The organism is Streptomyces sp. NPDC053431 (assembly GCF_044544925.1).
GTDB lineage: Bacteria > Actinomycetota > Actinomycetes > Streptomycetales > Streptomycetaceae > Streptomyces.
The window spans coordinates 1-22,551 of record NZ_JBITXX010000037.1 but is presented as its reverse complement, the minus strand read 5'-3'; the positions used below and the strand labels follow the sequence as shown (position 1 = coordinate 22,551).

General features: G+C 62.9%; 14 protein-coding genes and 6 pseudogenes. 14 read left to right on the top strand and 6 right to left on the bottom strand.

From position 1 onward, the window contains the following. From ACIGXE_RS36365 to ACIGXE_RS36340, 6 genes and pseudogenes are all read left to right on the top strand, one after another. Positions 1-100, top strand: a pseudogene (locus tag ACIGXE_RS36365) (IS5/IS1182 family transposase); the annotation flags it as partial. 1,608 nt (positions 101-1,708) lie between these two features. Then, positions 1,709-2,110 (top strand): hypothetical protein, encoded by a 402-nt coding sequence (locus ACIGXE_RS36360; RefSeq protein WP_399754408.1) that lies wholly within the window; start codon positions 1,709-1,711, stop codon positions 2,108-2,110. Further along, positions 1,998-2,753 (top strand): DUF5987 family protein, encoded by a 756-nt coding sequence (locus tag ACIGXE_RS36355; RefSeq protein WP_399754406.1) that lies wholly within the window; start codon positions 1,998-2,000, stop codon positions 2,751-2,753. Before ACIGXE_RS36360 ends, ACIGXE_RS36355 begins: the two co-directional genes overlap by 113 nt. Next, positions 2,750-4,339: an FAD-dependent oxidoreductase gene (locus ACIGXE_RS36350; RefSeq protein ID WP_399754402.1), complete on the top strand. Its 1,590-nt coding sequence runs from the start codon at positions 2,750-2,752 to the stop codon at positions 4,337-4,339. The genes ACIGXE_RS36355 and ACIGXE_RS36350 overlap by 4 nt, the downstream gene beginning before the upstream one ends. 210 nt (positions 4,340-4,549) lie before the next feature. Next, positions 4,550-5,366 (top strand): annotated as a pseudogene (locus tag ACIGXE_RS36345) (IS5 family transposase). Between the two features lie 48 nt (positions 5,367-5,414). Further along, positions 5,415-6,239 (top strand): annotated as a pseudogene (locus tag ACIGXE_RS36340) (IS5 family transposase). On the opposite strand, the pseudogene ACIGXE_RS36335 reads toward ACIGXE_RS36340, so the two are convergent. The 3 genes and pseudogenes from ACIGXE_RS36335 to ACIGXE_RS36325 form a co-directional block, all read right to left on the bottom strand. Further along, positions 6,240-6,554 (bottom strand): annotated as a pseudogene (locus ACIGXE_RS36335) (transposase family protein); the annotation flags it as partial. A 194-nt stretch (positions 6,555-6,748) separates the two neighbouring features. Next, positions 6,749-7,880, bottom strand: a pseudogene (locus tag ACIGXE_RS36330) (IS256 family transposase); the annotation flags it as partial. A gap of 2,033 nt (positions 7,881-9,913) precedes the next feature. Then, positions 9,914-10,246, bottom strand: coding sequence for an Lsr2 family protein (locus ACIGXE_RS36325; RefSeq protein ID WP_399754400.1), 333 nt, complete (start codon positions 10,244-10,246; stop codon positions 9,914-9,916). Positions 10,247-12,427: 2,181 nt separating this feature from the next. Here ACIGXE_RS36325 and ACIGXE_RS36320 point away from each other — a divergent pair. Beyond that, positions 12,428-13,273 carry a transglycosylase family protein gene (locus ACIGXE_RS36320; RefSeq protein WP_399754398.1) on the top strand — a complete coding sequence of 282 codons (846 nt, stop codon included), beginning with the start codon at positions 12,428-12,430 and terminating at the stop codon, positions 13,271-13,273. Between the two features lie 238 nt (positions 13,274-13,511). On the opposite strand, the pseudogene ACIGXE_RS36315 reads toward ACIGXE_RS36320, so the two are convergent. Beyond that, a pseudogene (locus ACIGXE_RS36315) lies at positions 13,512-13,941 on the bottom strand (transposase); the annotation flags it as partial. A gap of 249 nt (positions 13,942-14,190) precedes the next feature. Here ACIGXE_RS36315 and ACIGXE_RS36310 point away from each other — a divergent pair. From ACIGXE_RS36310 to ACIGXE_RS36285, 6 genes are all read left to right on the top strand, one after another. Continuing rightward, positions 14,191-15,177, top strand: a complete 987-nt coding sequence (locus ACIGXE_RS36310) for a hypothetical protein (protein WP_399754396.1) — start codon at positions 14,191-14,193, stop codon at positions 15,175-15,177. Beyond that, on the top strand, positions 15,137-15,670 hold the full coding sequence (locus tag ACIGXE_RS36305) for a site-specific integrase (RefSeq protein ID WP_399754395.1): 534 nt from the start codon (positions 15,137-15,139) through the stop codon (positions 15,668-15,670). The genes ACIGXE_RS36310 and ACIGXE_RS36305 overlap by 41 nt, the downstream gene beginning before the upstream one ends. An 84-nt stretch (positions 15,671-15,754) precedes the next feature. After that, positions 15,755-16,108, top strand: a complete 354-nt coding sequence (locus ACIGXE_RS36300) for a tyrosine-type recombinase/integrase (RefSeq protein ID WP_399754393.1) — start codon at positions 15,755-15,757, stop codon at positions 16,106-16,108. Next, positions 16,105-16,818 carry a hypothetical protein gene (locus ACIGXE_RS36295; RefSeq protein ID WP_399754391.1) on the top strand — a complete coding sequence of 238 codons (714 nt, stop codon included), beginning with the start codon at positions 16,105-16,107 and terminating at the stop codon, positions 16,816-16,818. The genes ACIGXE_RS36300 and ACIGXE_RS36295 overlap by 4 nt, the downstream gene beginning before the upstream one ends. 59 nt (positions 16,819-16,877) lie before the next feature. Next, positions 16,878-18,164: a tyrosine-type recombinase/integrase gene (locus ACIGXE_RS36290; RefSeq protein ID WP_399754390.1), complete on the top strand. Its 1,287-nt coding sequence runs from the start codon at positions 16,878-16,880 to the stop codon at positions 18,162-18,164. Positions 18,165-18,287: 123 nt separating this feature from the next. Beyond that, complete coding sequence (locus ACIGXE_RS36285; RefSeq protein WP_399754388.1) at positions 18,288-19,679, top strand: glutamine synthetase family protein; 1,392 nt, start codon at positions 18,288-18,290, stop codon at positions 19,677-19,679. A 90-nt stretch (positions 19,680-19,769) separates the two neighbouring features. On the opposite strand, the gene ACIGXE_RS36280 is transcribed toward ACIGXE_RS36285, so the two are convergent. Further along, positions 19,770-20,135 (bottom strand): hypothetical protein, encoded by a 366-nt coding sequence (locus tag ACIGXE_RS36280; protein WP_399754404.1) that lies wholly within the window; start codon positions 20,133-20,135, stop codon positions 19,770-19,772. Between the two features lie 521 nt (positions 20,136-20,656). Continuing rightward, entirely contained in the window at positions 20,657-21,418 is a 762-nt protein-coding gene (locus tag ACIGXE_RS36275; RefSeq protein ID WP_399754386.1) for a LuxR C-terminal-related transcriptional regulator, read from the bottom strand. A gap of 791 nt (positions 21,419-22,209) precedes the next feature. On the opposite strand from ACIGXE_RS36275, the gene ACIGXE_RS36270 reads away from it, so the two are divergent. After that, positions 22,210-22,437, top strand: coding sequence for a hypothetical protein (locus tag ACIGXE_RS36270; protein ID WP_399754384.1), 228 nt, complete (start codon positions 22,210-22,212; stop codon positions 22,435-22,437). Positions 22,438-22,551 lie beyond the last annotated feature (114 nt).

Here is a 22,551-nt window from a genome sequence, read left to right as displayed (position 1 = left end):
CATCGCCATGACCGACCTCATGGCCCGCCGCCTCACAGGCGAGAACACCATCTCCTGGCGCGACCCAAAGAAGGCCGCCAACCGGCCCATCTCGGTATGAAACATCGGACGAAAACGCCCTCTAAGTTCGGCTTTCTGGGCGGTGTGATCGCCTGGCCGGGGTGGTCGCGACTGAGCCCGAGGTAGCCGTTGTCCAGGAGCACTTCCACCTCTGGGAAGTGCTGGAAACAGATCCCGACGCCTTCGTTGCGTGTAGCGGTCGCATCGTGCATCCGGCCAGGTCGCAGTGCGTCGGTCCAGAACGGGCGGGCCCTGGTGGTCGGCGATGACGGTGGCCCTCTCACATTCTGCTTCTTGTTGCCCGAGATGAACGCGCGACGTCCGCCGCAGCCGGCCATGGGTCGGCGGACCTGGACCTCGGTGGCGTCCAGCCGCCGCTCGATGCCCTCGGCCCGGGCATAGGCGAACACATCGGCCAGGTCCGCAGCCGCGGACCAGGACGGCCGGGAACCACGCATCCGCGCTCGGCCAGGAGCCTGCGTATCTTTCCTATCGCGCGGGTGACGGCGGAGCGGTCCGCATCGAGTACCAAAGCGAGGACGAGTGCGGGAGATCAAGCCGCAGGTTGATCAGCGTGGCGACCAACCGGTCGACAAACACCAGCCGATGCCGGGCACACGCCTCCGCCTCCCGTTTCCTGGCTCCGCCACGTGCCTCGTGAAGACGACCCTCGACCACAGCCTCCCACGGGTCGGCCAACTCCTCGATCGAAGAGCGAGATGCCGCCGGGAGATACCCGTGAACAACCGATGCGCGAGAACCGTCCGACTGATCATGATCGTCACAGCCAGGATCATGCCACCCACCAGCACGGACGTTCACCCTCAATCACGCACCAGCTCGTTACTGATCATTCAGAATGAGTTTGGTTCGCGATCTTGGCGGTGGGGCTGGTGGGCGGCATAGTTCTGCAGGTGTCGAATAATCTTGTGCCTGATGCTCTATGGGATCGTGTCGCCCCGCTGCTTTGATCAACACTTGCATCACGCTCAGCATCCCTGTCCTTGCCGAGCCGGAAGAGTTCTCACCGTCCACTGAGGCCGTTGATCAGGGGTACATACGCGGCCGCGCTATCCCGTCGACTCGGAATCGCCCGGCTGAGGACCCGGCGGATCTTCCGTTGCGCCCGATGCAGCCCCACCTGGCTCACCTGAGTCGGCAAAGCGGTCCTCACCCTTGCGAGCTCCCACCGACTCGCTGTGGACCGGATGCAAGATCGCGCTGGCATCCGGTTGAGTCCAGTGGATGAGTCACTGACTAACCTATTTACTTTTAGTGAATCTTGCACCACGCTGAGTGGAGAGGCTGCCGCCGCCCTCCGTAGTCTGGTAGCGGCAGACAGCTTTGCCGACCGACTCGCATGTCGGGGGCATCTGGCCCAGCCGATCAGCCATGAACGAGAGGTGAGCTCGCCATGACCCGTACGCGCACGATCAGATCTGTCATGAGCATGCCATTCGTACTAACGTGCACAATGGCTGCACTTGCGAGCAGTGTTAGTACCGCCCCCCATGCCCTTGCCGCAACTCCTGCTGAAGCTGTGGTGGCCCCTTTCAAAGAGCCTGCATTTGCCTCCGCCTGCCCCTGGCACCGTTTCGGTGAAGGAGAAGTACCCCCCTGGTGGTTGATGCTTTCCGATCCGTTGTGCGTGGAATACAGCAAACGTGACATAACATTTGATAACGGAGGTGCGCTTCGTTTCCTGGCCGCAGAGCCGTCTCGCTTCGCTCTTGCGATGCTCACATGTCGGTATTACCAGCGTGACCACTGGAGTGTGCAACCCACCGTGGGCTCAGTTCCCTGGGTGACGTGGGACGGGCAGTACTGGTGGGATAAGACAAGGCAGCAGGCAGGCGCGCGACTGACCAACTTTCGCGTCAATGGCCAGAGCGTGGGCATTGGTGATGCTGTCGCGGCGCTACGGCCGAGCTTTCCTGATGTTGCCGACGCTCTGGATGACTTCGGCCAGGCAGCAGGCGAGACGGGACTCACCACAGCCATTCCCATCGATCTGCGCTGTTCCTGGAGTGGCACTGATGTCGGCTATTGACCGGCGTGCGGTCCTTCGCGCTCTTGTCGTCACAGCCGCCGGAATGGCAACAGGCCGACTCTCCAACCTTTCAGAGGCGGGCGCTCAGGGGGCCGTGTCCGGATGGAGCGTTCAGACGCTGGAGGCATTCGCCGATACCCTCATACCGGGAGAGCGCCGTTTCCCTGCGGATGTACCGATCGCTGGAGTGGTAAGCGGCCCCGGGGCGGTACAGGCAGGCGCAGTCGCGGTGCTCGCTTCGCCCCAACTGCCGCTCGCTCCGTGGCTCGACGAGATCACTGCCTTGCTCAACGCCAGAGCGATTGCCTACGCGGCGGCTCACCTCTTGGTGCTGCCGATCACATCTCCGGCGCTCGTAGGACTTTCGTTCCGCCACAGGACCGATCTTGTCCGAAGCCTATTCGGCCCTGACGACGTAGATCGCCCTATCTGGCAGGTACTCAGTCTGCTCGTGAGTCTAGCGTTTGACACGGCGGCCCACCTGGATACCGGCAGAGCACTGTCGTTGGACCACCCCGGGCTCTCCTGGATTGGTTTCCCGGCCCCCGACCCTGACGGCCTATGGCGCTTCCCTCACTACTCCTATGGCAGGGCCCTATCCGATCTACACCCGGCTACTACGCCATCAGGGAGCCCGGCATGAGCGTAGAGACGACAGACGTCCTAGTTATTGGCAGCGGATTCGGCGGTGCCATCCCGGCCTATTATCTGGCGGCCGGCGGAGCTCGTGTCACCGTGCTGGAACGGGGCCCGCGTCTCTCTGCCGCCGACTTCAGTCATTCTCTAAAGTTAGGCAGCTACAACCGGATCGTCGATGTTATCCGCGGAGACGGGATCTCGGTAGTAGCGGGCAACTGCGTAGGCGGCGGTAGTGTTGTCTACTTCGCAGCCTCGCTAAGAGCCCCAACTTTCGCTTTCGAGCGCCAAGGTAGTCTTGGCAGGCGCATTTGGCCTGCAGATTTGACGCGCTCCGCACTTGATCCATGGTACGACCGTGTGGAAGAGGCATTGCCAGTCACCCGCACAGCCTGGCCCGATGTGTCCTACGCCGGCGGAGTGCTAGCCGCAGCCTGTCACCGCGCTGGTATGACCTGCAATCCTGTGCCTCTGGCCGTCGACACGCGGACCTGCACGAATTGCAACTGGATGCTGTCGGGCTGCCACTTCGACGCGAAGCGCTCTCTGCTGCTCAATTACCTGCCCGCTGCTGAGGCTTACGGAGCATCAATACGGCCGCTGCATGAAGTGCAGACACTGTCACCATCGAACCTCCCCGGATACCGCTACACAGCCACATTCACCATCCTTGATCCAGACGACTACTCATGTACCGCATCCAGCGGCGTCTTCCACGCGAAAGTGATTGTGTTAGCCGCCGGGGCAGTCGGCACACCTATAATCCTCAAGCGCTCAGCGCTGCTACTCGGCGGCATTCCAGAAGCCGTCGGACGCTACTTTTCCGGCAATGGGGACCGAGTTAGTGTCGCCGATATAGACGACAATAAGGCGCGCACTCTTCTAGGTCTCTCCCGCTCCAATGAAGCAGCGTACCAGGCGCTACCGATCGGCCGTCCCATCACAGCTGCGACCTTCGACTTCTTGGACCCGGGAAAGCCAGAGTTCAGCCGGTTCACACTTCAGCAGATCTACTTTCCTCCGATAGTCAACCTCCTCGCGCAGCAGTCAGGACAAACCCACTGGTTCGGCATTTCACAACGAAATCTGCGCGCCCGCTGGCGGTCATGGCTTACCCTCTTGGCAATGACTGAGGACGACAGCGAGGGCTTTTTCAGCTCCGTCCCGCCGACAGGCAGCTTTATCCGTCTCGCCCCAGGAATCGGACTCGGCAGCATGTGCTACCGTCCCACTGCGCGAACCCGGGGCGCCTGGCTCAAGGCCGATACCGCAATTCGTGCCATTCTCGAGAAAGACGGGCTAGCCCAAGTACGCCCATGGCAGGAAGAAGTAACCCCGGCTGTAACCGCACACCCCCTCGGCTCCGTCCGGATCGGGGACGACCCCCGCACCAGCGCCCTCACTTCTGCGCATGAACTCCGCGGTCACCCTGGCATCTTTGTAACCGACGGCTCCGCGCTGCCCGCCGCACTGACCGTCAACCCATCACTCACCATCGCAGCTCTAGCAGAGCGAGCCACGCCGGGAGTTATTAACTGCCTGAAAGGGATGGGCGCCTCAGTCCATTATGGAGCCCCACCACCCCAGCCGTAACGGTCTCACCGCGGAGCGTACACATTATAGTTGCCTGCACTCAGCGCCCTCCATTCTTGTCGGCGGCCTACGGCCGCGGGCCTGTCCAGGAAACGGTGTAGCCGGGTTAGTTTGCAGGTTCACCCTGTGCCGGCGGTGCTTTCCTTAAAAGGTCCTAACAGAAGTCGTTGATCATGTGACTGTCGGCTTGGTTGCTCGTTGGTCCGTTTCGTGGCGAAGAGGAACTCCCGGCCGTGGATCGTGTCGGACGAACTGTGGTCGCTGGTCGAGCCGTTGTTGCCGGTCCTGGCGCCGAAGCTGGTGTCGGGGCGGCCGCGGGTGCCCGACCGGCAGGCTCTGTGCGGGATCCTGTTTGTCCTCCACACCGGGATCCAGTGGGAGTACCTGCCCCAGGAGCTCGGTTTCGGCTCCGGCATGACGTGCTGGAGACGGCTTGCCGCATGGAACGAGGCAGGTGTCTGGGACCAGCTGCACCTGGTCCTGCTCAAGAAGCTGCGCTCGGCCAAGCAGCTCGACTGGTCTCGGGCGGTGATCGACTCCAGCCACGTCCGGGCCGCTCGACGCGGCCCAAAAGCGGACCCAGCCCGGTCGACCGCGCACGTCCGGGCAGCAAACACCACGTCCTCGTCGACGGTCAGGGCATCCCACTCGCCGTGTCGCTGACCGACGGAAACCGCAACGCCGTCACCCAACTGCTGCCCCTGCTCGCCAAGATCCCGTCCGTCGCCGGCCTGGTCGGACGACCCAGGCGACGACCGGACACGCTGCTGGCCGACCGCGGCTACGACCACAACAAATACCGCCGTCTCGTCTGGGCACAGGGCATCAAACCGGTGATCGCCAGACGCGGAGTCCCGCACGGCTCCGGCCTCGGCGTCCACCGATGGGTCTCGAGCGGACCATCGCCTGGCTGCACGGCTTCCGGCGTCTCCGAGTCCGCTGGGAACGACGCGACGACATCCACGAAGCCTTCCTCGGCCTCGCCACCTGCCTGATCACCCACCGACACGTCCAACGCCTTTGTTAGGACCTCTAAGACCGTGTCCTATGTGGTGAGGCGGTCGTTGCGTCGTCTATCGGGCGGGGTACATGGAGTTGGATCGTGCCGGATGGGTTGTGGGAGAGCGCGAAGCCGCTGATCCCGCCGTCGAGGGTCCGGCCGCAGGGCGGCGCTGGACAGGCCTGATGAGACGCTGTTCGCCGCGATCATCCACCTCCTGGTCAGCGGCTGCGTCTGGCGGACCTGCCGCCGTGATTCGGAATATCGAAGTCGACCGCCCATCGCCGGTTCCTGATCTATGCGGCCGGAGTATGGGGGCGGCTGCACGAGGATATCCCGCACCGCCTCGACGACGCCGGCCCGCTCGACCTCTCACGCGCCGTCCTCGACTCCGCCCACGTCAGGAAGAAAAGGGAGGCGAACCCACAGGTCCGGGCCCCCGTGGACCGGGGCAAGCCGGGTTCCAAGACGCACGTCCTGTCGGACGCGAACGGCCTACCCCTCCTCGTCGGCGTCTCGGCCGCCAACACCCACGACAGCCAAGCCCTGAAGCCCATGGTGCTCGGTCACCAAACAAGACACGACCCCACCGCGGCCGCCACCTCAAGCCCCAGCGCCTGCACGCCGACAAGGCCTACGGCCTACCTGAACTGCGGAAATGACTCCGCGGCAAACGCATCGGCGTCCGCATCGCCCGCAAAGGCATCAAGCCCAGTGAACGACTCGGGCGCCGCAGGTGGGTGGGTGATCGAACGAACCATGTCCCGGCTGACCGGCTACCGCCGACTCAACCACCACTACGAACAACACCCCCACAACTACCCGGCGTTTCCCGGCCTCGCCGCAGCCATCCGCTGCTACAAGCGACCCCTCCGCCCCACCACAAAGGACACGATCTAAATGATCCGCCCGGCCGTCACCGGACCGGTCACACTCGGCAAGCGTCCCCTCCAGCAGGACGTAGCGGGTATCAGCCACTCTTAGGACTGCGGTCAGGCCGGGCTCAAGCCCTGCGAGGTGCCCCACCTCGGGGATGGACGTGGGCGTGAGCAGTGCCCAGGCTGATGCCGAAGCCGGCCGCGACCTTGACGCAAGGTGTCGTTCTTGCGCAGGTCCACCAGTGCGACCAGAGCACGCTCCGAGGATGACAGCCGGCACCGCCGGTCACTCTCCCAGGGCATGCGGGACATCGAGTACGGCACGATAAGAAACCAAGACAGCCCCTGGGCTGAAGAGTTAAGCGGAGACGCCTTGCTCAACATCCCTGGGGCTCTGCCCGTTCCGCCCACGTCACCCGATCAGTGGCAACTGACGGTGCGGGCGCGTTCGGCCACCAGGTCCATACGCCGACTGGTGAGGATCTTGAGAGGGTCTGTAAAGATTTCGGTGTATCTGGGTTGGTTGGTCGGTTCAGATTCGGTTGCGGGTAAGGCGATGTCGAAGGCCTGCAGGGCCCGCTTCCAGCGGCTGGTCCAGCGTTTCCTGCCCATGCCGGTCGGGTCGAGGGACATCACCGCGAGGTAGACGCGTTTCAGGACGGTGTTCTCCGAGGGGAAGGGCCCGCGGGCGCGGACGGCCCGGCGGATGCGGGCGTTCACCGACTCGATGGCGTTGGTGGTGCGGACGATCCGGCGGATCTCGGCGTCGAACCGCGGGAACGGGGTGAACTCGGCCCAGGCGTTCTCCCACAGCTTTCGCGATCTTGTCCCAGTCTTGTGGTGCGGCATAGCGGAACGAGGCCCGCAGGAGATGGACGACGCAGGTCTGCACCACGGTCTGGGGCCAGACCTCGCCGACGGCGTCGGGCAGGCCCTTCAAGCCGTCGCAGACCAGCATGAGGACGTCCTCGACACCGCGGTTCTTCAGCTCGGTCAGCACGCGAAGCCAGTGCTTGGCACCCTCGCCGCCCTCGCCGCCGGCCCACAGGCCGAGGATGTCGCGGTGGCCTTCGGTCGTGACCGCCAAAGCCATATAGACCGGCCGGTTGGCGACCTACCCGTCGCGGAACTTCACGTTGACGCAGTCGATGAAGACCACGGGGTAGACGCGGTCGAGCGGCCGGGCCTGCCATTCGGCCACGCCTTCCATGACCGACTCGGTGATCGTGGAGATCGTCTGCCTCGACACGTCGGCGCCGTAGACCTCGGCCAGGTGCGAGGAGATCTCGCCGTGCGTGAGGCCCTTCGCCGACAGCGACAGAATCATCTCGTCCACCCCGGTCAGCCGCCGCTGGTACTTCCTCACGATCTGCGGCTCAAAGCCTTTGTCCCGGTCCCGGGGGCGGGAGTTCGACCCGTTCTTCCGCGCTGGACCCTTCCGGTCATAGCCGAGATGATCAGTCATCTCGCCCTGGAGAGCCGACTCCAGCAGACGCTTGGTGAGCTGCTGCAACAACCCGCCCTCGCCCGACAACCGCAGCCCCTCGGCCTGGGCACGGGCCACGAGCTCCTCCACGAACTGATCATCCACCGAGGCAACAGCCTCGGCCTCTAACTTCTCACTGGTCACAGGTGCATCTTCTCTTCCACGAGTCGGATACACCGAATTTCATACAGTCCCGTGCGTAGCTGTACGCCAGGACCCGCACCACACCGGTCTCCAGATCAGACGCACGCAGAAACCGGAGCAGGTGCCCTTGGCCGCCGGCATTCTCATCGCCAGGCGAGCTGGGCGCTGGCTCGGCCGACAAGGGCCTCAGCGACCCGCCAGCAGCTTGCGCAGGACCGGGGTGTGTCAGGCATAGGGACTGATCAGACCTGGTATCTGTTCGGCAAAGGTCACCGTCGGGAATGGTCACCGTAGTGCAGCCAGGACTGAGGCACTTGAACCCGCGGACTGTCAGCCCGATCACCACTGGCGTGGTGCCGGGTGTGAGGAGTTGGATGGGAATCCCGTCGAGGTTTCGGGTTTCGGGTCCGACCCCGGCAGCGGGCCGAGGCGGTGCCGCCAGCCGGCCGGTCCAGTACGCGGCCCGGGCCAGGCGCTCCAGAATGCCGCGGGCTGGCAGACGTCGGTCCGGCTCGGCGTCCAGCGCCGCAGCGGACGAGGTACGCTCGGCTCCTCACGCCTCTTGAACGAGGGCAACCCATAGCCGGGGCGATCGTCAGGTCCGCGTTGTCGGAGTATCCAGCCTCCGCCGCCTGCGCAATCATGGTCAGCTGGCACCTGAGATTGTCCACGAAGCCGTCGGCGGTTGCCGGAAACCCTGCCTGTTGGCAGACCAGGGGGATCTGCGGCGCCATCCGCTCCCAGGGAAGCAGCATGCTCGTCCAGTCACCGAAGTCCTCGCCACCAACGACGGCGGCTTCCCCGCAGCAGAGCTTTCGACGAAGTGAAAGATCGTGGCCTCAAAGTGCCGACGAACCAGCGTCCCGGGCTGGTCTTTTTTGCGCACACCGTAGTACGCCACTGTACGGAGGCGAATGATAGATCCAGCACAGAGCCCGTCCGCGTCGGCGGCCGGGATCAGCTCATGGGTCAGTACCGAGAAGCGATGGCGTGCTCCCGAGCACGTTGCGGTCTTGTGAGGTGAGCACGGAGGTGAGGTCTCGTGAGCCGGTCCGGACGGAAGAAGCGTTCCACCAGCGGCGTCCGGTCTCCTCTCCGATAGATCGCCAGCGCATCGATCTCCCGCCAGCTGCAACTCGTACCCGCCAATGACTCGACGACCTTGCGAATGGGCTTCCACCGCCAGCGCGTGGTTCAGACTGCGCCCCCTCCCCCACCTGGTCGGCGCGCTCGTCGACGACATGCTCTTCCATACGATGAGCACGTCCTTGTAGGCGCAAGGACGTGCTCGGGCGAAGCCCTTATGACGCTGGTCCAGAGCCGTCAGCTCCTGGGCTCGCTTGGCGTGCCTACCATCCGCTTGGAGAGCTCAGTCCCGACATCGACCCAGGCAATGACAGGCCCGGGACGTGGTCACACAGTTCTAAACCCGGGATGAGGCCGAGATGGCATGGGCGCGGTCGCGAACCTGAGAGCGCCTGGAGGGCCTGTACGTGATCGACACCCTCAATGGTGATCGTCGGCTTCGACAACGACCTGGCCAACGAGGCCACCAGGGGTCCGCCAACCGGATGCACAGCCTGCTCCCCCAGATCATCGATTGCAGCACCCGGCCCGCCCTGCTGGGGGGTGGCGCTTGCCCTGGGCGATTTTCCTCTCGCAGTAGGCCCGCGATGGAGGGTCGCCCGGGGGGAGATGCCGACTGCGACCGGACGGCCGGACTAGCCGGTGACGAGGTAGGTCTCCCGGTGGCGTATTTCATGTGCCGCGACGATCTGGTCCGTTTCTGCGGCGACCGGCCAGTCGGTCCGGCAACAGCAGCTCCGAACGCCCGCATGCTCACCGAGCCGCCACCGGTTCCGGCACCACCGTGCGGAATAACTCCCACAACAGGCGCTCGTTCTCTCAGAATGCCACTCTGCATCCGCGAACGATCGACTACGTGGCGACGAGGCCCCTGTGGAACCTCGTCCGCCCTCTATGTCTTACCAAGGCTCCGCTCGGTTCCCTGGTCAGAGTGGGCATCAGCCCATTACCTGGTAACGAGATCCGCTTTGCTGTGTGGATCAGTTCGCCGCTTCGAAAGCTTGACGGACCTCGGCTGACACGCGACCACGTTCATTAACCTCAAACCCGTTTTCCCGCGCCCACTCGCGGATATGGGCCGTGGACGGGCCATCAGAGGCGCGCCCCGGAGACTTCGCCTTCTGCTTCCTTCCTCCGACCTTTCGCCCTGCCTTGAGATACGGGCTGAACGCCTCGAGCATCTCGTCGTAGCTGTCGGGCGAGAGGTCGATTTCATACTGGACGCCGTTAAGCGTGAACGTATGCGTTGCTCCCTCGCCCGTCTCTTCGCCCGTCAGATCGTCGATGAAGATCGTCACGTGTTTCTTTGCCATGAGGTCACCATACACCGAAATGAGTGCCGACAAACACATCGTGGAGTAATGATTAGAGGGAGCGATGGGCACAAAGGGGGTGCTTGCTCACTTGAGGCCCGGGTGATGCACGAGCGGCGGCGCAGCGTCAGGCTGTAAGGGGCGAGGAGCGCAGAGCAGAGCGACTACTATCTTCTGAGAGGAACGAGTAAGTTAACGCATTATGCCGGGCCTGGGTGCCGAGTCGGCACCAACCCACACCATAGACCGCAGGCCGGCGTAGCCACTAAGTGGCAGCAAATCTTTCTTCGGGTGCGCTGATCCACGGCGAGTCTGCAGACCTCATGGGGCTCACGCTAAACCTCCTGCACCTAGCATCCGCCCCCCCTGCGAAGGCACCAGTCAACGGTTGGACTGCCCAAGCAACGCCCCTGCGTTCTAAGTCGTCCCGAGTCAGGGCAAGCCCGCCATACCCCTCGCAGGTGAGCGAGGCCCCAACCGGCCCCTGGTTGTAGGTGAACCTCCCCGCCTGTTAGAGGGAGCATCCTCATCATCGCCCCCTTCACGCTGCGGAATGAGGCTGCTGTGAGTGTGGGCCGAGCGCAAGGGCAAGCTGACCGAGGAGGAGGTACCACCGGCGCCTGGGCATTGGCAGCCCGCGCAGCGGCCGATGCAGCTGTCGGCCTCTACCTTGACACGTCTGTCGGCGAGGCATACACCAGGCCATCGCCGTATCAGGCGGAAAAGGAGTGCGCACCGCTGCTCGAACAGCTGGCAAGGCGGCGATGACCGTTCAGACGACTGCAGTAGGCAAGAGGAGGCGGTGAAGCGTAGATCAGCTGGCGTCAGCTCCATCGGTGATCTTCGCGGCGGTTGCCCAACAAGACGCTGAGGAGTTCGCAGCGGATGCTCAGGCGGTGAAGCCGGTCAACCAGATGGTGCGTGACAAACCCTGATGCCGACCGGGATGTTTCCTAAATCCGACCCTTCGTGTGGTGCGCGTTGTGATGTCGGATCGCGGCGGTAGGGGTCACAGGGCCTTGCCCGCGTGTACTTCTCCGGGCTGGAGTGTCGTCGGCGGCGAACCGTATCACTGCGCGCGATCCGCTTTGACGGACAACCGGACCAGCTACCGGGACAACATCCTCGTTCTTCTCCGCCCTGAAGAACGAGCTGGGCGACAGCCGGCCCTGGCCTAACCAGGCCGCCGCCGACATCGCAATATTCGAGTGGATAGAAGCCTGGTACGTGCACCGGCTCCTCAGCAGCGCCCGCTCACGAAGTCCCGCCGGGTACCAGACCACCTCGGCGGCCTGGCCGACACACCAAAGGCGTCTGTTGACTCGGCCCCCTCCGTCTCCTCGAACATGCCCTGGATTCGCGAATCCAGGATCCGGCGGTGCTGCTCGCCGGACGCTCAGCGAGACGCCGCTGGCTCATTACTCGGATTCGTCCCAAGGCTCCGCGGATGGCCGAGAGGCTGGCCGGGGACATCTTCACCCACACTTCGGCGAGCAGAACACCGTCGTTCCATGCGCCGAACTGCTGCGGCCCTGACCGCCCCAGCCTCGCGGACTGAGCTTGTTCAACTCGCCCACCGATCGAGTGACAAGACTTTGGCATCGATACATGTCAAAGCCGTCTCGGCTCTGAATGCCGGGCTCGGGTTGAACAAGCTCACTCACTCCAGTCCGCCTTTGTCCAGCGCAAACTCCTCGCTCACCGGACCGATGACCTCGGGGTAACGCACTCCCTACCCTCGTTCTTGGCATCCCGCACAGTTTGGCGAAGCCAAAGAGGCACCGCCGGGGTGTGTGGGCGGGAGTCGAGAGACCCCGAGGCATCGGCGAGGCCGACGTAAACACACGGCCCGATGCGCCAGTCAGGCGGGCTTCCATGCGACCAATCTTGTCATGATTCTGTCATGCCCTGATTCACCGCCACGCCTTCGACCAGCTAACGCGCCACTTCCGCCAACTCAGTATGGCCGAAGCATGTAGGTAAAAAATACTCAAGGCTAGGTCGCATGGATTTATTAGGGAGAGTCGTTCGGGCGCCCCCTAAGGTAATCACTGACCTTGGATCCCAAAATGAAGGCACTCTCCGGGGCGCCCCCCATCTTTAGGCTCCTTCGAATTCCCTACCCCGCCCCCTCGACGGCCCGAGCTTCCAGATTTTTCATCTACGTAAGGATTAGCTCTCATGTCCATGCATGAGCCCAAGAGGCACCTTATCCGAGGCTCCTTCCTTCATGGCCTCTGCGCATGTCTTGTCGCCGCCACCAGCGGCATCTTTGTCGTATTCGGCAGCACCTCCTCGGCGAGCGCTGCATCTGCTGAAACATGGGACAGGGTCGCCGAATGCGAAAGCAGCGGAAACTGGCAAATAAATACCGGTAATGGCTACTACGGAGGCTTACAGTTCACGCAGGCCACCTGGGGGGAATTCGGAGGCCTTAAGTACGCCGCCCGAGCGGATCTTGCGTCAAGAGAACAGCAAATCGAAATCGCCGAGGCAGTATTAGCCGTCCAGGGGCCCGGTGCCTGGCCAGTATGCTCGGCACGGGCGGGCCTAACTCAGGACAGTCAGGCCGGTCAACGATTCCTTGCAGAAGAAACTTCACAGCCGGGCAGCACCATCACCGGTTTCTCACAACCAACTAATGGCGAGATAACCACGCAATACGGCATCGCAGGATCGATGTGGTCCAGCGGTCACCATACGGGAGTTGATTTCGCCGTTCCGATGGGAACGCCCGTTAACTCAGTTAGCGCAGGAACCGTGGTTTCGGCCGGGTGGGGCGGAGCGTACGGCAACGAAGTGATAATCCGCCACAGCGCTGATGGCCGGTACTCACAGTACGCCCACCTGTCTTCACTTGACGTATCCGTGGGCGACGAAGTAACCGGGGGGCAGCAGATCGGCCTGTCAGGATCTACCGGCAACTCTACTGGCCCACATCTTCACTTCGAGATACGTACAACTCAAAGCTATGGCTCTGACATTGATCCTATTGCATACCTCCGCGCTTACGGAGTCAAGGTTTGACGCATCCCAGCCTAATAAGTAAACCGTCGACACCAGGGGGGTGTCCGATACGCGAATATAAAACTGAGTCACATAGTGCTCGAAGAACCGGATATCCTCGTCGACCCAATGCTTTCTGTGAACGTTCGCGACAATACCTGCCGAGGCCCGTTCAGCCCCACCTTTACATCTGACCGAGTGTCGAGCGGGCCGATAGCAAATAACACTGCGGCATGCTTAACTGATCGTCTCTGAATGAGGTTCGGAGGCGTCTCAAGTAAATGATGCGGCAGGCGAGTTCAAGCAGGGCAAGATGGAGGTCGCCCGTATCTCGTAGCGGATGCGGAGGCGCTTGAACTGGTGGAGCCAGGCGAAGGTTCGCTCGACGACCCAACGGGTTTTACCAGGCCGGAACCGTAGGCCGCGCCTCTGCGGGCGATCTTCGGGGTGATGCCGGCGGCCCACAGGAGGCGGCGATACTTGTCGTAATCGCCGCGGTCAGCGAAGTGATGGCCGGTGACGGGGGCGCCTGCGGATGCGGGGGATCGCGTCCAAGAGAGGCATCAGCTGCGTCACGTCGTGCCGGTTCCCACTGGTCAGAGTGGACGGCGAGGGGTGTGCCGCGGTGATCAGGTGGTGCTTCTGCCCGGCCTCGCGCGGTCGACCGGGGAAGGTCCGGTGTGAGCCCCCTAATCCATTGCGTAAGCAGATGGCCCCGGCCCATGCAATTACCCGAGGCAACTGCTCGCACTGGAGCGAATGCCCGAATCCCCCTGGCCGTCAACTCCTCCTCAAAGGCCCCGAACTCCTATCCCTGACCCGAGCCGCAAACTATGCAGCCGCGGGGTGGCTTTCTGATGTTCAGGTTTCCCGTTTCCCTGCTGTCGACTGACTCGTTGATCCGAACGAGTGGGGCCGGGAACGAGATGAGGCAGGGCATGCGGCAGGAGTGGTCGCCGGAAGATGTGGTGGCGTGCTGGACGCTGGTGGACGGTGACTGGCTCCTGGTGGCCAACAAGAGCGGCCCGACTCGGCTGGGTTTCGCCTTGATCCTGAAGTTCTTCGAGCAGGAGGCCCTATCGGTCGCGGAGTTCGGGAAGTACGCGTTCGCCGGCCGGACCGCCGAGTACCACCGCAAGCAGATCAGAGAGGCCCTGGGCTTCCGGCCGTCCACGCGGGCGGACGAGGAACGGCTAATCTCGTGGCTGGCCACCGAGGTGTGTCCGGTCGAGCTGGTGGAGGACCGGTTGGCAGAGGCCCTGCTGCAGCTGTGTGTCCTGGTGGCGCTGCGGGACGCAATCCGGCGGCGCGAGATCTACGTCGAGGGCGGGCTGCGCTGGCGCAACCCGGAGAACGACCTGCCCGGCGACTTCGAGGCCACCCGCACCGCGCACTACGCGGCGATCTGCCAGCCGATGGACCCACAGGCGTTCATCGCGGACCTGAAGCAGCGGATGACCGTCAGCCTCGACCGGCTGTCGGCGGTGCTCGCGGACGGCTCGGCAGGCGGGGTGAAGGTCATCACCCGCAAGGGCGAGCCGTGGATCACTGTGCCGAAGCTGGAGCCGCTGGAGGAGCCAGCCAGTCTCCAGGCTCTGAAGGATGAGGTCGTACGCCGCTGGGGCGTGCTCGATCTGCTGGACGTACTGAAGAACGCCGACTTCCTGTCCGGCTTCACCGACGAATTCGTCTCGGTCGCCGCCTACGAGCGCATCGACCGGGCCGTCCTCCAGGGCCGCCTCCTGCTGGCACTGTTCGCGCTGGTTATCTTGAGCTGCCCGAAGGGCGTCCTTGACGTCGAGCAAGCCCAGATGAGGCCCCGGGTTCTGCCTGGTGGAAGTGGTTATCTGCCGTCGTCCATCACGCAGATCCCCTGGAGGTCCGATGCTCGTACAACGTGTGGTGATGCCGTCCTCGCCGCTTGAGTCGTGGACGGTGCTCTGTGATGACGCGGCCCCGGTCGAGGCGATCGAGCGCTACCTGGCCTACCTCACCGATATTGAGCGGTCACCAAACACGATCAAGGCGTACGCGCACGATCTGAAGGACTGGTTCTCCTTCCTTGCCGTACGCGGCCTGGACTGGCAAGAGGTACGGCTGGAGGAAGTCGGCGAGTTCGTCGCCTGGTTGCGGCTGCCGCCCGTGCCCCGCACCGGGGCGGTCTCGGTGCTCCCCTCGGTCGAACACCACTGCGGCGAGACCACGGTGAACCGGAAGCTCTCAGCGGTCAGCACCTTCTACCAGCACGCCGCCCGACACGGCGTCGACCTGGGCGAACTGCTCACGACTTGGCAGCCAGCCGGGCGCCGCAGCACTGTTGCGGGACCGGCTGCTGTTCGCCGTCCTGTTCGACTCCAGCATGCGGATCGGGGAGGCCCTCGGGCTGCGGCACGAGGACTGGGCCGTTGCCGAACGTGAGCTGACCGTAGTGCCCCGGCTCAACGCCAACGGTGCCCGCACAAAGTCGGCAACCACCAGGACGATCCCGGTCAGCGTGAGCTGATGAGGCTCTACGCCGACTACATGCACACCGAGTACGGCGACCTCGACTCCGACTACGTGTTCGTCAATCTCTGGGCGGCCCCGCACGGGCACGCGATGACCTACGCGGCCATCTACGACCTGGTCAGACGCTTGCGCCGGAAGACGGGCATCGACTACGACCCCCATTGGTATCGCCACACCTACGCCACCAGGCTATTGCGGGGTGGCACCCCGATCGAGGTCGCCAGCAAGCTCCTCGGACACGCCTGCCTGACCACCACGACCGACACCTACGGTCACCTGACCGCCGAGGACGCCCGCCGGGCCCTGGAAAAGGCCGGATTCCTTACCGGGACGGAGGTGCGCTGGTGACCTCGCCCGCCTCGTCCCCGCGCCAGCACGGGCTGCTGGAGAAGCTGATGGCCACGGTCCGCACCGAAGTCATCGACATCGACCCTGATGACCTCGTCTTCGGCGGCCCGCCATGCCGCGTCTCCGGATGCTCGCGGATCGGCCGCAGCCGAGGACTCTGCATCGGTCACCATCACCGGTGGAACGGCCAAGGTCGCCCCGATCTTGAAGAGTTCGCCGCGACGACCGAGCCGCTCATGCGCGGATACGCTCCGCTGGCCGCATGCCGGGTGACCGGCTGCCACTACGGCGTCCAGGGCCGCGGCCTCTGCCAGAATTACCGGTGGACCTGGAGACACGCGGGAAGCCCTCCACTGGAGCAGTGGCTGCCCGAGCAGAGCCCAGCGGAGAAGCCGCAGGATCATGCTCAGTGCCTGGTCAGCTTCTGCGACCTGTGGGCGCAAGGCAGCACGCCGTTCTGCATCTCGCACCGGTCGCGTTGGCGGCAGGCCGACTTTCCCGAGCCGGCGGAGTTCATCAAGCTCTATGAAGAGCACCCGCCTGGCCACGAGCGTCTGGACGTGCGCAGACTGACGGGCCAGCTCCGGCTGGAAATGCAGTACGCCCTCCAGCGGCGGCACGACGACCAGCGCATCAAGACCCCGCCCAGCCGCGTCCGCCACGTCGTCTGCTTCGTCGCCGGCACCGGGGTCCGATCCTTGCTGGACTGACCTGGCGGGAACGCTTCCCGCGGGGCAAGGCCACCACCGGCAGCTCCTCCGTCGCGCTGGTGATCTACGCCCGCCGCCAGGTCGAAGAGCTTCAGCAGGGCCGGGGCTGGGAGGTGGAGTATCCCCGGGATGTGTGGCGGCTGCGGCAGCTCGGCATCGCCTCGCCCCACGCCCACCTGAGGTTCGACCGCATTCCGCAGCCGTGGCTGACGGACCTCGCCAAGCGCTGGGTGCGCTGGCGCCTGAGCACCGGACTCGGAGCCGGCCAGGCCAACAAATGCGTGGTGGCGATCACCCGGTTCGCCGAGTACCTCGCTGCCCCGGCCGTCGGCGTCGACGCACTCGCGCAGATCGACCGGCCGGTGCTGGAACGCTACCTCGCCGATCTCCAGGCTACCGTCAACGGGCAGAAGACCCACGGGGAGTTCATCGGCCAGGTCAACCACTTCTTCCAGACCATCCGGCAGCACCGCTGGGACGACACCCTGCCCACCACCGTGGTGTTCTTCGCCGAGGACTACCCCAAGCGCGCCAAGCTGCTGCCCCGGGCCCTGGCCGAACACGTGATGACCCAGCTCGAACAGCCCGCCAACATGGACCGCTGGCACGACCCCGTCGGCCGACTCGTCACCCTCATCCTCATGCGCTGCGGCCTGCGGGTCTCCGACGCACTGCGGCTGCCGCTGGACTGCATCGTCCGGGACGCCGACAACGCCCCCTACTTGCGCTACTTCAACCACAAGATCAAGCGCGAGGCCCTGGTCCCCATCGACAACGAGGTCGAGGCCGCCATCGCCGCCCAGCAGCAGAGCATCACCGCCCGTTGGCCCGAAGGCAGCCCGGTGCTCTTCCCGCAGAAGACGGCCAACCCGGACGGCACCAAGCCGCTGATCGACAGCAGCTACCGGCGCATGCTCAACCAGTGGCTCGCCGAGGTCGACGTCCGCGACGAGCACGGCCGCCGCGTCCGGCCGCCCCCGCACCCATGGCGCCACATCTTCTGGACCCGGCTGATCAACCGCGATGTCCCGCAGGAGGTCGTACACGTTCTGCTCGACCCCGACTCGCACATGATGACGGCCCACTACGCCCGGCTCAACGAGAAGACGATCCGCCGCCCTGGGAACAGGCCCGCAAGGTCGACATCCGTGCAGGTCGCCCTCGACCCGGGCCTTCGATGTGGGGATCACCTGCCCTGTAGTCGCCCGTCTCACCCTGCGGTCTGCGGCGGCTGGTCCCCTCACTCACCCACCGCATGCCGGCGGCCCCGGCTGCGGCAATGTTCTACGGGTTTCTTTGCGCCCTGCGGGGGTCGTGCCTTCCCCGGATGCAGCCGCCCGTGTTGATGTCTAGAATATAGTTTAGAGACTCTCCAAAAAATGCCAAAAAATGCCCCTGCTTCAAGGGAAGGAATGTTGCCGGAGACGGCGGCTGATGTGCTTACTACGGCCGGCAGTAAGGAAGGTCCGATGACGAGCTCCACTGGGAATAATGACCGCCCAGTTTCAGACCTGACTCGAACAGTTCGCGAAACAATTGAGAAGAACGACATCGAGACAGTGATCGTCGGCGGATCCGATATCAACGGAGTATTCCGTGGAAAGCGGATTTCGGCGCATCAGTTTCACGCAGACCCTTCGGCACCCGTCTTGTTCGCAGACTATCTGCTTATTATGGACCTTCACCAGGATGTAGTTCCTCCGCCACCCGAATTCGAAGGATGGTGGCCGACTTGGGAAGGTGGATTCGGTGACATAGACGCAATCCCCGACCTGGCATCATTTCGCTTGGCAGGATGGCTCGACCGAACGGGTGTAGTGCTATGTGACTACCAGCGACGAGACGGTTCCCCCGTTATTTATTCCGCCAGGCAAGTACTCAGGCGAGTTGTCAGGGCTGCCGAAAAGCTCGGATATTCGATAAAAATAGGGCCGGAGCTGGAATTCTACTTGTTCCAGGGAACCACTTCCATTCAAAGCACCCGAGAAATAAAAAATATCGCCTCCGATCCATCAGCGTACAGTATCCTCCGCGGCGTTCTCGATCAGGATTTCTTGCTACCCCTCTGCCGGAATCTTGAGCGATCCGGAATCCCGGTTGAAAGATTCAACCCAGAGGGTGGAATAGGCCAGTATGAGATTAACTTGGCGTACTCAGATCCGCTTGAGGCTGCAGACAGGGCTTTCCTCTTTAAGGAAGCGGTTCGAGTCTCAGCCATGCAAGATGGAAAAATAGCGACGTTCATGGCAAAGCCGATTGCTCAAGGATTTGGTTCCAGTTTCCACGTGCACCAGTCTTTGTGGTCAGAAACACGGGAGAATATGTTCGATGACGCAACCTCCGCTGGACTTTCGCAATGGGCACGGAGTTACATCGGCGGAACTCTCGAAACATTGGAAGACTTTACGTGCCTGTTCGCTCCCACGGTAAATTCGTATAAGCGCTTGGTTCCCTACTCTGCTGCTGGTACAAGCGCAACTTGGGGTAGGGAAAATCGCACAGCAGGCATCAGAGTGATCACCGGCCGGAAAGGAGGGACGCGCATCGAACTACGCACGGCGGGCGCGGACGCCAATCCTTACCTCGTCATCGCTGCGGCAATTTCTGGCGGCCTCCATGGCGTTACAGAGAAAATTGATCCACCGATCGAGACCATCGGCGACGCTTATCAGCAAGCATCGACAAACATTCCCAAATCTTTGGAGCTGGCGACGGAAAGGCTTAGCACCAGCCAGGTGGCAGCGAAGTACTTGGGAGAGGATTTTGTGCGGTACTTTGCACAGACCAGGCGTTGGGAGGCTCAAAAGTACCAGGCAGCAGTCACCGATTGGGAGATCTCTCGATATTTCAACCCTACATAGCGCTTCTGCCGCCGCGGCGCAATTCTGCCACCACTCATTGGTGGCCCGGGTTCAGTCCCCCCTGCTGGCGCCAGACCACCATAGGAAAATTCATTGGACTGACGCCGATACGAGGTCCAAAATACCTACTTTACCATCGCCTTCGGTATAGTAGGCACGGACGATACCTGCAGCCATAAGAGCCTTTTGGCAGCGGCTGCATGGGCGGGCCATCGCCGGCATACCCACTGCGCTCACCCGTGCGACGTAAATTGTTGCACCGGAAGGATACCGGACACGCCGCAGTGTTGCTTCCTCAGCGTGAAACGTTGCATGCCGGAAGTCAACAGTCGGTGAATTGCGATGGCGATTAGGGGCAGCGGCAAGAACACGCGATCCCGCAGCAATTACCGCTCCCACTCTGTGTCGACACGACGACGTGATCGCCTGCCTAAGGGCCAGATGTATAAGCGTCATAGATAATCCCATGCCATAGCTGCGCAGCTCTTGGGAGTTGATCCACTGCGCGTGGCACGTGAGCAAGGTGCAGGATAAGAATTCACAGCATTTTTCTCAGCATAGGACGCTCGGACTCTCAGGTCTTGAGTAGTCGTCACTCAATGCGCGGATCCAAAGTTTACGGGCTGCGTGCAATCGACCGATGCTCGGTGAGCTCCGCCTTCTCATCTCCTGCGGGAGTGCTGGAACTCTGCTTCAAGGATCGGGTGGTCTACGCCGTGGGCAAGACGACTCCGCGAGCTCCGCTGACATGGTGCAGAAAGATTGAAAGATCCATCTGAGCGTGTCTGATGGCGGCAGCTCTTCGGCCCGGATCGTGCCGTACCTGGTCGTGCACGACGCATGCGTCACCCGCAGTGCATGATCGCAGGTGTCAACCGTCGCCGCCGGAGCGGCCCTGGCAGCACCGATTGTCGGCTTTTCAGGTTCCGCCGCGTATAAGAGGCACTTCACACCAGGCCCTAATTGTGACCCATTTCTTAGCGATCAGACAGGCGCCTCGAAATTTCACTTCTTTTCGATACATTCAGCTTACGAAAGACTTTTGCCAAATGAACTTCGACAGTTTTTCTTGTGACAGAGAGACGTTCAGCAGTAGCACGGTTGCTGAGGCCCTCTGCAACCAGCCGGGCTATCTGTTCCTCTCGCGGTGTCAAAGACTGCTGTGCAGCGGACCGCCGGCTGCTCTGCCTGCCTTGGTGCGCGATAGAAGAATTTAATTTGTACCTCGATGGGGCCGAACCTGTTAGGTGCTGCTCCAGTTCAGCCAAGGCATCGTCAAAAATATCTCGGATGCGGCTGGCAGTTCTGTGTACCCCGGAGGCAACCGGCAACTCGTCTGGTCTTACGGCATAGAGGAGCCTGCTCGTTGCTCGCACTGCCTTTCTAACCCATGCAGCGCAGTCATCAGAGGCCTCTTCCTCTCTCTCGAGCTGGGTTAGCGCTTCCAAAAACCAGCCGGCGTGGTGATCTTCTCCGCGTGGGAAGAAGTCTCGGAATAGCTGCTCGTGGAGATTCCTTAAATAATATCTGCCGTAAGGATCTGCTGGGGTTGCTAGGTACCGGACTCTCGCGTGCGCCCGCAAAAGAATCTGGGCGCAGACGCGCAGAGACTCCTGATCAGAGTTAGATGAAGAGTTTTCTGCAAGGGTAAACACTTGAGCCAGCATTGCATGTGCAGAGTTTTCACGTACTGTCGGGCGGGCACGAACTTCATTTGCAGTACCGGGGCGCTGGTTCATGGCGTCACCTTTCAAGTCAATATTTTCCCTCGTCATAGCCGACTGTGTGCGACACCACTGAGAGGAAGAAGTCATCGCTAGCAGCTCGGTGGGGGTTGGGGCGGTTTGTAGACGCATGTATCACCCTGTGCTGTATGCCCTCTACATACGTGAGCAGAGCCTACTCAAAACGGCATCGCATCAGCTCTCGGCCTGGGGCGTTGTTCGCTGGCCCGCTCCGCGCTGGGGCGCTGGACGTATATGCCGCAGGGCTCATCTCGAAGAGCCCATGAGGATGTTGAACTGGCGATCTCGGCAAGGATTGAACGACGGCTGAAGTTTCCCAGCAGACTGTTTCGCGTGGTCGCCCATTGAGTGTGCCGGCGAGGGGACCGCTCGCGGTCAAGCCGCCGGGGACTTCGATCTGGCCGAGACCGGGGTCTGTGACTGGGTCCGTCAGGCTCAGGTCGACGCGGGTGAGCGTGAGGGCCCGACCAGCAGTGAACGCGAGGACTGGCCGCGTTGCGGCGGAGAATCGCAGGCTGCGGGAGGAGTCGGCATCCTCAAGCGTGCGACGGCTTTCTTCGCGACGCAGACCCGGTGAACGTAGACCCGTTCATCGAGGCGGAGAAACCCGCATGCCAAAACGTCAAACGGGCGTATGAACCTCGAGGTCTCCCGGACCGCCTACTACGCCTGCCGCTACGGACCCCCGGCCCCGTGCGCTGTGCGGAGCTGACCGAACAGATCACCACCGTCCACCAGCGCACGCGGCACCTACGGGCCCCCGCGCGTCCACGCCGTCTTTGAGCGTGAAGGCACTGATCCTTCGAGACTTTGACCTGACCCGGCTGCCGTCGACACTCGCTGGCGCGGCAACAATCACGTACATCGCCAAGGGCTGGCTCTACCTGGCGACCGTCATCGACATCGCCTCACGCCGCGTCGGGGGCTGGGCCACCGTCGACCACCTGCGAACCGAACTCGTCTCCGACGCCCTCACACCGCCTGCCGCACCCGTCGCCCGTCCGACCCGGTGATCTCCACTCCGACCACGGATGCCAAGGCGGATTTAACTGGTCGTCGCAACACCTCGTGATTGCAGGGGTGTTGGATGGTTCGTCGTCAGCAGGCAGCGGATCGAGCGGTGCGTC

What these genes read in the sequence shown, in the direction of transcription:
- ACIGXE_RS36320 (WP_399754398.1), top strand. Translation starts at nt 12,428, where the DNA reads ATGTCCATGCATGAGCCCAAGAGGCACCTTATCCGAGGCTCCTTCCTT.
- ACIGXE_RS36300 (WP_399754393.1), top strand. Translation starts at nt 15,755, where the DNA reads ATGAGGCTCTACGCCGACTACATGCACACCGAGTACGGCGACCTCGAC.
- ACIGXE_RS36275 (WP_399754386.1), bottom strand. Translation starts at nt 21,418, where the DNA reads ATGAACCAGCGCCCCGGTACTGCAAATGAAGTTCGTGCCCGCCCGACA.
- ACIGXE_RS36355 (WP_399754406.1), top strand. Translation starts at nt 1,998, where the DNA reads ATGTTGCCGACGCTCTGGATGACTTCGGCCAGGCAGCAGGCGAGACGG.
- ACIGXE_RS36285 (WP_399754388.1), top strand. Translation starts at nt 18,288, where the DNA reads ATGACGAGCTCCACTGGGAATAATGACCGCCCAGTTTCAGACCTGACT.
- ACIGXE_RS36305 (WP_399754395.1), top strand. Translation starts at nt 15,137, where the DNA reads ATGCTCGTACAACGTGTGGTGATGCCGTCCTCGCCGCTTGAGTCGTGG.
- ACIGXE_RS36280 (WP_399754404.1), bottom strand. Translation starts at nt 20,135, where the DNA reads ATGACGCTTATACATCTGGCCCTTAGGCAGGCGATCACGTCGTCGTGT.
- ACIGXE_RS36325 (WP_399754400.1), bottom strand. Translation starts at nt 10,246, where the DNA reads ATGGCAAAGAAACACGTGACGATCTTCATCGACGATCTGACGGGCGAA.
- ACIGXE_RS36350 (WP_399754402.1), top strand. Translation starts at nt 2,750, where the DNA reads ATGAGCGTAGAGACGACAGACGTCCTAGTTATTGGCAGCGGATTCGGC.
- ACIGXE_RS36310 (WP_399754396.1), top strand. Translation starts at nt 14,191, where the DNA reads ATGCGGCAGGAGTGGTCGCCGGAAGATGTGGTGGCGTGCTGGACGCTG.